Origin of the sequence: Bacillus sp. 22483 (assembly GCF_052044605.1) — a bacterium.
GTDB classification, from domain to species: Bacteria; Bacillota; Bacilli; order Bacillales; family Bacillaceae; genus Bacillus; species Bacillus altitudinis.
This window is the reverse complement of record NZ_JBQENU010000013.1, coordinates 76164-87963: the sequence shown is the minus strand read 5'-3', so window position 1 is coordinate 87963 and position 11800 is coordinate 76164. Positions and strand designations below refer to the sequence as shown.

The following is an 11800-nucleotide window of genomic DNA, read 5'->3' as shown; positions in this document are numbered from 1 at the left end:
TTCAACCGGAATAACTGGTCCAACCGGAGCTACGGGTTCAACCGGAGTAACCGGTCCAACCGGGGCCACAGGTTCAACAGGAATAACTGGTCCAACGGGAGCCACGGGTTCAACAGGAATAACCGGCCCGACTGGAGCCACGGGTTCAACCGGTGCAACGGGTTCAACCGGAGTAACTGGCCCAACGGGAGCCACGGGTCCAACGGGAGTAACTGGCCCAACGGGAGCCACGGGTTCAACCGGAGTCACGGGTCCAACGGGAGCCACGGGTTCAACAGGAATAACCGGCCCGACTGGAGCCACGGGTTCAACCGGTGCAACGGGCACAACTGGTGCCACAGGTCCAACGGGAGTAACTGGTTCAACCGGAGCCACAGGTGACACAGGTCCAACCGGTACTAGTTTAACAACTAACTCGATGTACGCATCCAATACGTCGGGAAGTACGGTGCTGGTTGTTTTAGGCGGAACGGCAGTGACGCTGCCTAATAACCAAAGTTTAGATGGATTTACTGTAAGTGGTGGGAATACGGTGTTTACTGTACCTGTTTCAGGGAGGTATTTCATCACGTATCAAATAAACACAAACGCTTCACTGCTTGCAGGAGCAAGGGTAATTAACAACGGAACACCCATAGCAGGGTCTATTTTATCACCCGCTTTATCTACATCTACCTACAACGTATCTCTCATTACAACACTTGCAGCAGGGAATCAAATTTCTCTTCAAATATTCGGTTTAGTCGCAACCGTAGTATTACTTGGCGGGGGATCTGTTGGAGCGGCATTAACCATTATCAGATTGGAATAAATCCAAAAAGCCCAATAAGGGCTTTTTTTTCAATTCAACCGTGTCCTTTAATAGAAAAAAGACGGAATTTTTAGTGTATGCATCATTGACTAGGAGAAAGAAACGCAATAACGAAGGAATCGGTTATTGAAGATTCAAGTGATTCATATTAAAATGATGTCAAATGGACTAATTAGCAATTGCTAATAGAAGTTCCATATTTAGTGAAATCATGTGGTGTAGCTGAAGGTGATTGGGGGTGTAGAATGAGCAAAGTTCCTGTGGCGGAATTGGCATCACTATTAAATGACTGGAACATGGAAATCAAAAAAGATCATGCAGATGAGGCAGAACGGCTATTTGCTAAAGCGAAACAGGCAGTAGAGGAAATTGATGATGCTGACATCCTCATGTATTATTCTCTTCTAGAGAAAAGGCATCATATTCTGATGTACAATTTAAGAGGGCAAAAAGGCAATGTTTCAACGAAAAGTATAGAAGGCCATTATGGGAAAAAAGATGATGATTTGTCTAATCGCCTTGCTTATTATTTTGATTTTTATGAGGGTGTGTATGAACAGCATCAGGGGAATTATGAGGTTGCATTACAGATGTATCAAAGTGCGGAAAAGCTCTTAGATAAAATTCCGAGTGAAATTGAACGCGCTGATTTCGATTTTAAGGTCGCGTGGCTTTACTATCGCCTGAGTCATATTATGCTTTCATTAAGTTATATTCGCAGGGCTCTACACGTCTATAAACGTCACAAGCAATATGAAAGAAGAACTGCACTTTCATATTCTCTTATTGCAGCCAACCTTACAGAGATTGGCAGGTACGAAGAAGCGCTTGAGAATTATCGTTTGGCGGAAGAGGTGTTGACGAGCGAACAGGATGATTTTATGCTGGCTCAGCACCATCATAATGTGGCCATTTTATATTCATTTTGGAATAAACCGAAAGAATCCATCAGCCATCTTGAAAAAGCATTGTCTCATCAAGAGTATTATGATTCAGATTTCTTTTTCCATTCTACGTATCTGATCAGCCGGGAACTCTGTGTGATTGGTGAAAAGCAGCGCGCAAGCCAGTATATAGAGGCTGCATATGCACGAATAAAAGATGCTTCTCATGAAGTGTTTCAGCTCAAAATAGGCATCGTACATGATCTTTACTTAACGAATGTGCCACAAAGATTTCAGCAAATTAATGAGAAATTAAGAAAGTTAGAAGAAAAGAATGAATATCATGAAGTGAAAGAGCTTTCTCACTTTGCTGCAAAGTATTGTGAAAAGCAAGCACTTTATGAGCAGTCTGTTTTTTACTTGAATAAAAGTTTAGAAGCGGATTTACATATGAAAAGAATGGGGTTGATATAAGATGAAAACAGGATTAAAAGTATTATTCGTTGTGGGTTTAGCGGTCGCTGCGGCTGTTTTAACTGAAAATGTAGCGGGTTCTTTCGAAGTAGCAGAAAAAATCATTGGTGGTTAATCACCCAATCATATCTCGCCCTTGTTGATGATCATCAGCAAGGGTTTTTTATATGGGTGAAAATAGGCTCTTCTTATTAAACGCTGCAAGAACGTTTAATAAGAAGAATTCGCAACAAAGGGGGTGTGCAAATTTGTTACCTGCTCCATTATTCTAAATAAACATAGGGCAGAGCAACAAGTTAAAAAGGTCACCTTTCTTTGCTTAATTTAATTTTTTGCAGGACTTTTCATTCAAATTTCATCAAATTGGTCTATAGTACATAGAAATTGTTACAAAAGAGGGAACACCGCTCCATTTGTCACGCATATGATGAGATGAAGTGTAAGTTGAAGGCAGGTGATTGTATGGATCCACGGGTGTATGGAGGCTTTCATGGCGGCGGTTTTAGCGGCGGAGCAGTGGGACCTCATATTGGCTTTGGCGGGTATTATGTGAGCCCTGGCGTGTTCTCGGGCTTAGGAGGTTACCCTGGATATGGAGGGTTCGGGACGTTTTCTGGATATTCTCCATATGGCTCCACATTCATTATGGGGCGTCCTCCTGGTTTTTATGTAAGAAGTTATTAATGTTTCATCACAGTGATTGAAATAGCCATCTAAGATTGGCTATTTCAATTGGTGAAAGTGCTTAAATGTAGCTGTGATCACAATAACCCCTAGGATGCAAATAGGCAGCCAAATGATGATAAACGGATCGTAAGCATCTGTATACGCAGCTAAAGCAGCACCTAGGCAGTAAAAGACAATAGAACCGATTCGCAGCAAGCTCACATGCTGAATAGGGGCTTTTCTTTTTTCCCGATTTGATAAGCGTTGCGCCAAATCTTCAAATAAGTTAGCAAGTGTACTCGTTAAAACTGTTGTAGAAATGCCAGCGACATTTAATTTGCGTGCGGCCGCCGTTTGCATGCCCATCGCCATACTTAAAAGGATAATCAGCATAAAATAAGCACCTTGCGTATAAGGAAAAATGGTCATAAGAGCAAATAGAAGCAAGATGATGACTTCTATGATAAAGATGCGTGTAACGGCTTTTGGCCAAAATGTTTTTTCTTGTTTTCCACCTATGACAACAGCTAGTAAAACACCTAGAACAAATCCGCTAAGTGCCGTGATGGAATGAAGAGCGGTTAACTGCAATGAACTGCCTGCTGCAATGCCAAGCAGTACAATATTTCCCGTCATATTTGCTGTAAACACATGCCCCAGGCTTAAATAGCCAATAACATCCACTATTCCTGCGGTAAGACATAAGAACATCAGTGCAATGTTTCGTATTGAGTGTGCGGTCAAAATGGTCATCCCTTTCTTCCTCTCTAATGAATAAGTGTAACGCTTAATGACCGCGTGTGTCCATTTTATGAGCTGGTAATATGTCCTGCAGCTGATATAAAACTTGTCGAAAAGAATCATCATTCACATGGTGCCTCATTTTCCGGAATGGATCGCCTTTTTCCTTTAGACGTTTTATAACAGCCGGCATCGTAAATAAAGAAGGGTGACATTCTTCGCTATTTAATTCTTCCCATTCAATCGGTGTTGCAACAAGTCCGAGCTCGTTTCCTCTCGGGGAATACGGGGCGATGATTGTTTTTCCAGCATCATGTTGAAGGTAGTCTAAATATAAACGGTTGCCGCGGTTTTTCTTTAGACGCTCTAGCGTAAACAGCTCGGGTGCTTGTTCGCATAAAAATTGGCAGATGAACGCAGTGAATTGTCTAGTTTGTTCATATGTGAAGGCATTTTTCTTCAATGGGATATAAACTTGTAGCCCTTTCCCACCACTTGTTTTAATAAATGCGGTGAGAAAGAGTCCATCTAAAATGGCCTTGATTCGTTTGGCTGCTTCTATTGCTAGGTGAAACTCTTTAACAGAAGGCGGATCTAAATCAAATACAATTTCTACAGGCCGATCTGTATCTCTCGTTTCAAAAGGAATATGAAATTCCATCGCCAGCTGGTTACCAAGCCAAAGCAACGTATTAGGATCATTACAGATTGTGTAAGACATATCGTGCGCTTGATCTGTCTCAACAAAATCAGGCGCATAATCGGGCGTTGCCTTTTGATAAAAAGATTCTCCACCAGTGCCATGAGGAAAGCGTATTAACGTAAGACGTCTTTCACGTAAAAAAGGTAATAAACAGGAAGCGGCTTGCCTCAAATAAAGTAAGTAATCTGCCTTTGTGATATGAAGGGCAGGTACAACCGGTTTCTCTGGGTGGGTGATATCAATCATAGCTGGGAGTGGATAAAGTTGTTTGAGCATGTGTTGAAAGGTACACGTTGCTGGATCTGCATCGAATAAAAACGAAGAAAACCGGGGCTCTCGTAAGGCTGATCCATCAAAAGAGATACAGGCAATCTTTGCGACAATGGATGGTGGGATTTCATAATGTGATGCTTCAGTCATTTGACCTTTGGTTAGAAATAAGGTACGCAGGGTTTGTTCTTCTTCTTTAGAAAAACCATGCTTAAATTGGACAACCTCTATGAGATTCGTTTCTTGATAAAGACATCCTTGAAAATAGCCATTGTCTTTATCAAAACGAGTCACGATGACAGATACATACCGCCAATTTTTGATTTTGAGCCATTCTTTCGATCGGGTATGTTCCTGCCATTTACTCATCTTCTTTTTAGCAACTAATCCTTCCGCTAAATATGTCAGCATGATTTTTTTCATGTCATCAGGGCTGCTATCGGTTTGGATGATTTGAAGAAGAGAGGGGTGATTCAGCTGAACGGAGGGAGGAAGATTTGCTGCTTGGAACACCTCATGCAGCTCAGCTTTTCTTTCAATCAGCGGTAAATCAACGAGGGATTTCCCTTTGCATCTCAATAGATCAAATGCAATCAAATGACATGGAAACCGCTTAGCCTGGCGTTGAATGGTTTCTGTGTTTTTCAGGCGGCCTCTTTGCTGAACCTTTGTAAAGTCGCTTTCTTGTTCACTCAGTAAAAAGACCAATTCTCCATCTAGGGTCAGCGGTAAAAAAGGTGCAAGCTGCTTTGTTAGTTGCTGGCACTGATCAATGACTTCAGGAAATTGTTTGTTTAATCGTTTTCCCGCTCTGCTCTCTAAATGGATGGTGTCTATTTCCCAAATAAGAATGGCCCTAAAGCCGTCATATTTTAATTCATACAGCCAGTCTGCTCCAACAGGAATATCATGTGCAGACGTTAAACGCATCGGTTTCATTGTGTTTTTCACTTCCTTACATCATGTGTTCTTATGGTGGGATGAAATTTTCATAAACATACATAACTCTGATGAAAACATTACATAGTAAGGAGAAAAGAACGGAGGCGTTACGATGCATACAGTATGGAAGGGCGGCATTAGCTTCGGACTGGTGAATATTCCAGTCAAGCTGTTTACCGCTACAGAAAACAAAGATATTAAATTAAGACAGCTTCATAAGGAATGCCATACGCCGATTAACTACAAAAAGGTTTGTGCTAACTGCGGCGAGGAGGTAGCGCCAGAGCAAATTGTAAAATCGTACGAGTATGCCAAAAATAAATTCATTGAATTGGATGAGGAAGAACTCGAAAGGCTGAGAAAAGAAAATGAAGAAAAAGCCGTCGAAATTATTGATTTTGTGAAGATAGAAGAAATCGACCCCATCTATTATGAAAGAAGTTATTTTCTATCTCCAGATACCGGCGGAGCAAAGGCTTATTCTTTATTAAGAAAAGCGTTGCAAGAATCAGGGAAAATCGGTGTAGCCAAGATCATGATTCGCTCAAAGGAGCAATTAGCGATTGTTAGGTGCTACGAACATATTTTACTAATGGAAACCATTCATTTCCCTGACGAAATTAGACAAGTATCAGACGTCCCGAATATCCCGCAAGAGGAAAACATCGTGAAGAAAGAGTTAGACACAGCACTCCTTTTAATTGAGCAGCTGACCACCACATTCGATCCAGCCGCTTATCGCGATGAATACAGAGAGCAGCTGATGAATGTCATTGGAGACAAAATCTCTGGAGAACATACCGTTCAACCAGCAACGACAGGTAAAAAAGAGGCTTCATCCAATGTCACCGATTTAATGGCCGCTTTGCAGGCTTCTATCGATCGATCAAAACCAGAAAAAACGAAAAAAGCAGCACCTAAGAAAAGAAAAGCACCCGCTAAAAAAGAAAAGAATGCATAAAGAAAAGACCGCTCGCCAAAGGGCGGTCTTATTTTGGCTTCACTACATCCTGAATCGTCCCGTCTGTTCGGTGGATGACAACTGCTGTTCCTTTTTTAGATGAAATCTCTTTCGCGCGGTCGATGGCTTCCTGTTTCGTTTCTTTTACCTCACTTGCACGCTTCGCTTTTTCAGTTTGAACCGCCCAGCCTTCATCATGTTTCACGACATGCTGCGCATGATCCATGAGCTCAGGTCGTGCAGAGCTGCTTTTCTTAGAAGGAGTCACAGAACCATGAGAGTGAAAGTCCTCCATTTCTTTTTCCGTCGCATTCTTTTTCCACTCTTTCGCTTGATTGATCGCAATTGGAATCGCTCTACCTTCTTCATAGCCTTCCTGCACCATTTTGTTGGCAATCTCAAGTGCTTTTTTTCGAATGACTTTGTCTAGTGATTGGAATGAAGCTGGATAATCTTCCATTGTCCAAGGCATATTGAACGCTCCTTTCTTTTATTTGAACACCTTCCCCCATATGCAATGGATCAAACATTTAACCATCTCAATCCAATGGCTTGGTTGAAATACATCGTTTTGCTGAGGAAGAATGTTTTCAATTCCTGCACAATAGAAGATAGTAAAGGAGTGATTGAAATGATGATGAAAGGCTTGTATGAAGCACATTTACCTGTGAGTGATTTGAAGGCATCCATTTCTTTTTTTGAAAAATTGGAATTAACGCTTGCTCATGAAAATGAACGAGTGGCCTTTTTATGGATTGAGAAAGGAAAGAGCTGGCTTGGTCTTTGGAAGGTTGATATGTCCACTGTTCCATATCATCCAGCGACGCGACATGTCGCCTTCCAAATAGAAACATCCAGCATTGACCAGATCAAAGAATGGCTGATAGAAAAAGGGATCGGCATTCATCCGATGTTTGGTTTTTCGGAAGAGCAGCAGCCTTTAGTTCTTGATAATCCACCACAATTTCATGCTGCCATTTACTTTCTTGACCCAGATGGCAATTTGCTTGAATGCATAGCACCGCTTGAAATTGATGCAGGAGAACATCATGAGATGATGACATTTGAAGATTGGGAAAGAAAGAAACATCCGTTTATTGATTGACAAAACCGCTTATTGTAACTATATTGATTACAACGGTGGTGAAGGAATGTGAAACAAATTAGCAGCAGGTATACCATTGCTGTTCATATCTTGTCTTTTATTGCGGGTGTTTCAAAAGAGTGCACAGGGGATTTTATTGCAGAAAGTGTTAATTCAAATCCAGTCATTATCAGAAAAATGATGGCTATGCTCAAAAAGGCGGATCTCATTGAGATTCGCCGAGGAGTTGGCGGTGCTTCCTTAAAAAGGCCGGCAGAGGACATTACTCTACTAGATGTGTACCGGGCTGTGGATGTAAGCGCAGATGAAGAGTTATTTAACTTTCATCAACCAGTCATTGCATGTCCAATTGGTCAAGCCATGGATACGAGACTGCGGCAAGAACTTAAAGAAGCACAGTCCGCACTTGAGCATCACCTTAAACAAGTGACAATTAAGCAATTATTAATCGAGGCGGAGTAGAAAAAGCTCATACATAGAGCTTTTTTTACCCCTTCGTTGTAACCATTTCGATTATAACGAATGATCTGATGCAAGAAACTAGCTGCTTCATACATGAAACATCACCGTTGAACGAAAAATGAGGAGGTCAAATCAATGACATTATTAGTGACAGGTGCAACAGGACAACTTGGATCGCTCGTCGTCAAACATTTGCTCGCGAAAGTGCCAGCTGAACAAATTGCGGTCAGTGTTCGAGATCCGCAAAAAGCAGTTCATCTAAAGGAAGCTGGGGTGGATGTGCGCAAGGGAGACTTCACACAGCCGGATACACTTCAATCAGCGTTTCAAGGGATTGATCGCCTTTTGATCATTTCGTCTGGGGATGGAGACCGCGTGAAGCAGCATATCAATGCCATCCAAGCAGCGAAAGCAGCGAATGTGTCATTTATTGCTTATACAAGTGTTGTCAATGCAAGAGAAAGTCAGCTTAACCTAGCACATGACCATGCAAAAACAGAAGAAGCAATTTTGGCCTCTGGCATACCTCATGTTTTTCTAAGAAACAATTGGTATGTGGAAAATGAAAAAGATACGATTCTGGCATCAGTGAACGGAGCGCCGTTTATCAGCCCAATTGGTGAAGGTAAAGTCGGCTGGGCAACAAGAGATGACTATGCAGAAGCAGCAGCAAATGCGTTAACAATGCCGGCACATGATCAGGAAATCTATGAATTGTCAGGTCCGCTTCGCACACACACTGAACTTGCACAAATGGTCAGCAACGTGAGCGGGAAAGAAATCAAAGTAGAGCACATGGATATAGACGCATTTGGAGAATTTTTAGCGTCAAATGGTGTGCCAAAAGAAGTCGTTCCATTTTTCAAAGCGATGCAAAGCGGAATTCGTGATGGTGCGTTAACAGTCGAAAGCAATGATTTCGAAAAATTATTAGGCCGTTCTTTAACACCTATTGAAGATAGAATACGAGAAATGATATCAAACTAAACAATTAAAAACGCCCTGTAAAAGGGCGTTTTTTCTATCCTTGTTGATCCGTTATTTTGAAAAAATAGGTGTAATGTCCATTTTGTCGTACATATTCTTGTATGTAGATGTTAGAATTTTATGAGATGATTCCAGCAAATGAATGACGCTTACTTTATTATGAAATACATTATTCAAGATATTCATTTTGTTTTAGTCCTATTAAACAGCAGGATGTGATGACATGTTACGCAAAGCCTTCCTCTCTTATTTGACTGCCAGTATGATCACAATCATCGTCATTATGATTGAACTCGGCTTTCGTTCAGCCGTTGTTTCACCATTTGTTTTACTTGATTCGAACGAAGAAAGCAACCCAAAAGTATTCGTCGCTCATTCGCTATATCAGGGTGACGTTTTATTAACCTATCAAGACGGTTCTTTCAATGGCCCTTCAGAAGCATCCCTTCAATTAAGTGGAAAGAACATAAATCTCACACAGATCCCATCTACGAATGGAATCAGTATGATTGAAACAGACAAAATAATGAATGATAAGGCATTGGTTTTTCTAAGAAAAGGTTTTGTACCTATCCATGATGAGACGATCATGATGGAACAGGTAACGCAAAATCCCTTCTTTTCTACATACAATCTAACAAATCTAACAGAAACAACTAAGATCAACACAAACTTTAAGTATAGCATCACATTTGTTACATTCATGACTCTAATGGGAATTCTTTTGCCCGCTTTGTTATTTTTCCTTTTTAACCTTCATGAATCGATGAAAAACCTATTCACATTATTCATTCCCTTTGTTCTAGCCATTTTTCTTCCCTTGGGATTAAATTATTATTTTTTAATGGGATACGTGCTATCAGTTACAGGATCTTATGTGTTGAGTATGATTCTCTCTATACTTGTGCCTAGTTTCCTGTCAGTCTTATTGACAGCTTATTCATTTGAGTATGTGACAAAAAATTCTTCTGATGTATTAGGAGAAAATGAAGACACTTTAGGAAATTCATTCTTTCTAAACGTTAGGGAGCAAGCCGTTTTATTTGGTGCTATCACATTATCCTTGATATATTTCGGCTCTTATTTAGTCATGCCTTTGTCGTTTCAAGCGAAGGTTATGAATCATCTTTTTCTATTTTGTGCTTGGTATTTCGCCCTAGTAATCTTATTTATCATGGGTCACTCATTCATTCAAAAAATGATAAATAAGTATGAAGTCTTACGGACGGACGAATTCATAAATATTTGCAAAGATATTGAGCATCAAACGAACCAAAAGGTAAAAATATGGGTAAAAAAAGACTCACAACATGATGTGAATGCATGGATATATTCATTTCAACTTCCATTTAGAAGAAAAGTCAATCTATATGTGACGGAAGGGTTATTAGATAAGTTTGATACAGAGGAAATTCGTGCGATCTTATTCCATGAAATGGGACATGTAAAATTAAAACATGCGCATTTCACCATTTACCTCACTGTGATTGTCACTTTACTTATGGGAATCAGTATGTATTATGCCAGACAGGTGATGCTTGCCAATGGTTGGTGGCAATATATTTTGTTGTTCCCAGTAGGGGTATTAATCATAATATTTATGACGGAGTGGTTGCCAAAGAAAATGAGTCGGTTATTTGAGATTCAGGCGGATCGCTTTGCTGTTCACCATCTTGAGAATCAAACTCTATATCTCAATACTTTGATAAAATTAAGTCATTTGATTGAAGAAGATGGAGATGACGGAAGAAAATCTGAATGGCGTGAAAGTCATCCTTCTTTTGAAAAACGAATTCATCACATAAAGAAAATCATGAAGTGAAGGCGGTTTGTGTGAAAGACGACACTTCCTTCGGTAGTATGAAGAAATAAAAACATGAATGTTCTCAAACGCCCTGTAAAAAGGGCGTTTTTTTCATGTACCTTCACAAGCACAATATCCAAACTTTAAACAAATCCGTTCGTTGAAATTTCAGAAATTTGGGATTAAAATGAAATGAAGGTCCATTATTTAGTCATCAGATGACCAGACATAAATCAAGGTGCAGCAAAAGAAAGGAAGTTCGCCGATGAGAGTCAGTTTATTTGTCACCTGTTTAATTGACACGATGCAGCCACATGTAGGAAAGGCGACTGTTGAGGTATTAGAGCGGCTCGGTGTTGAAGTAGAATTCCCTGAGGCACAAGTGTGCTGCGGGCAGCCCGCCTTTAACAGCGGCTATACAAAAGAAACAATCAAAGCGGCCAAAAATATGATGAAAGCCTTTGAATCAGCTGAATATGTCGTCACACCATCAGGTTCTTGTAAGGCCATGTTTTTAGAATATCCGCACCTTTTTAAAGAAGACCGAGCGTGGTTCGCCCGTGCTCAGGCACTTGCTGCGAAAACATATGAATTAACGGAATTTATTGTTGATATATTACATGTAACAGATGTAGGAGCGAGTTTGAAAGGAAAAGCCACCTATCATACCTCCTGCCATATGACGAGACTGCTTAGAATTAAAGAAGCGCCTTTCACACTGTTGTCAAATGTCAAAGATTTGGTGATGGAACCATTGCCTCGCGCTGAAAATTGCTGCGGATTTGGAGGAACTTTTTCAATCAAAATGACACCCATTTCTGAGCAGATGGTTGATGAAAAAGTACAAAGCATAGAGGAGGCAGGCGCTGAATATATCATCGGTGCTGACTGTGGATGTCTGCTCAATATCGGAGGAAGGCTGAATCGTCTTCATAAGCCAGTTAAAGTGATGCATATCGCAGAAGTGTTGAATAGCCGCTGAAGCTAAGA

The 11800-nt window shown here is 40.6% G+C and carries 12 protein-coding genes; 9 read left to right on the top strand and 3 right to left on the bottom strand.

Going from position 1 to position 11800, the window contains the following annotated elements:
* The 3 genes from ACTJJQ_RS16610 to ACTJJQ_RS16600 all read left to right on the top strand — a co-directional run.
* A partial coding sequence (locus tag ACTJJQ_RS16610; protein WP_440600414.1) for a BclA C-terminal domain-containing protein occupies positions 1–811 on the top strand: 811 nt, incomplete at its 5' end.
* A gap of 245 nt (positions 812–1056) precedes the next feature.
* Positions 1057–2169 (top strand): tetratricopeptide repeat protein, encoded by a 1113-nt coding sequence (locus ACTJJQ_RS16605; protein WP_008343950.1) that lies wholly within the window; start codon positions 1057–1059, stop codon positions 2167–2169.
* Between the two features lie 462 nt (positions 2170–2631).
* Positions 2632–2853 carry a hypothetical protein gene (locus ACTJJQ_RS16600; RefSeq protein WP_008343948.1) on the top strand — a complete coding sequence of 74 codons (222 nt, stop codon included), beginning with the start codon at positions 2632–2634 and terminating at the stop codon, positions 2851–2853.
* A 39-nt stretch (positions 2854–2892) separates the two neighbouring features.
* Here the strand turns inward: ACTJJQ_RS16600 and ACTJJQ_RS16595 are convergent, their stop codons facing one another.
* Together ACTJJQ_RS16595 and ACTJJQ_RS16590 are read right to left on the bottom strand one after the other, a co-directional pair.
* Positions 2893–3588, bottom strand: a complete 696-nt coding sequence (locus ACTJJQ_RS16595; protein WP_008343947.1) for a YoaK family protein — start codon at positions 3586–3588, stop codon at positions 2893–2895.
* 34 nt (positions 3589–3622) lie between these two features.
* On the bottom strand, positions 3623–5488 hold the full coding sequence (locus ACTJJQ_RS16590) for a DNA ligase D (protein WP_008343946.1): 1866 nt from the start codon (positions 5486–5488) through the stop codon (positions 3623–3625).
* Positions 5489–5603: 115 nt separating this feature from the next.
* Here ACTJJQ_RS16590 and ku point away from each other — a divergent pair, with 115 nt between their 5' ends.
* Positions 5604–6452 carry a non-homologous end joining protein Ku gene (ku, locus tag ACTJJQ_RS16585; RefSeq protein ID WP_242730464.1) on the top strand — a complete coding sequence of 283 codons (849 nt, stop codon included), beginning with the start codon at positions 5604–5606 and terminating at the stop codon, positions 6450–6452.
* Between the two features lie 28 nt (positions 6453–6480).
* Here the strand turns inward: ku and ACTJJQ_RS16580 are convergent, their stop codons facing one another.
* Complete coding sequence (locus ACTJJQ_RS16580; RefSeq protein WP_007499382.1) at positions 6481–6924, bottom strand: DUF2188 domain-containing protein; 444 nt, start codon at positions 6922–6924, stop codon at positions 6481–6483.
* 159 nt (positions 6925–7083) lie between these two features.
* On the opposite strand from ACTJJQ_RS16580, the gene ACTJJQ_RS16575 reads away from it, so the two are divergent.
* From ACTJJQ_RS16575 to ACTJJQ_RS16555, 5 genes are all read left to right on the top strand, one after another.
* Entirely contained in the window at positions 7084–7557 is a 474-nt protein-coding gene (locus tag ACTJJQ_RS16575; protein WP_366968809.1) for a VOC family protein, read from the top strand.
* Between the two features lie 48 nt (positions 7558–7605).
* A complete protein-coding gene (locus ACTJJQ_RS16570; RefSeq protein WP_008343943.1) occupies positions 7606–8019 on the top strand; it encodes an Rrf2 family transcriptional regulator in 414 nt (137 codons plus the stop codon).
* Positions 8020–8154: 135 nt separating this feature from the next.
* A complete protein-coding gene (locus ACTJJQ_RS16565) occupies positions 8155–9006 on the top strand; it encodes an SDR family oxidoreductase (protein WP_440600413.1) in 852 nt (283 codons plus the stop codon).
* Between the two features lie 223 nt (positions 9007–9229).
* Positions 9230–10828, top strand: a complete 1599-nt coding sequence (locus tag ACTJJQ_RS16560; protein ID WP_440600412.1) for a M48 family metalloprotease — start codon at positions 9230–9232, stop codon at positions 10826–10828.
* A gap of 247 nt (positions 10829–11075) precedes the next feature.
* Positions 11076–11792: a (Fe-S)-binding protein gene (locus tag ACTJJQ_RS16555; RefSeq protein WP_007499377.1), complete on the top strand. Its 717-nt coding sequence runs from the start codon at positions 11076–11078 to the stop codon at positions 11790–11792.
* Positions 11793–11800: the final 8 nt, after the last annotated feature.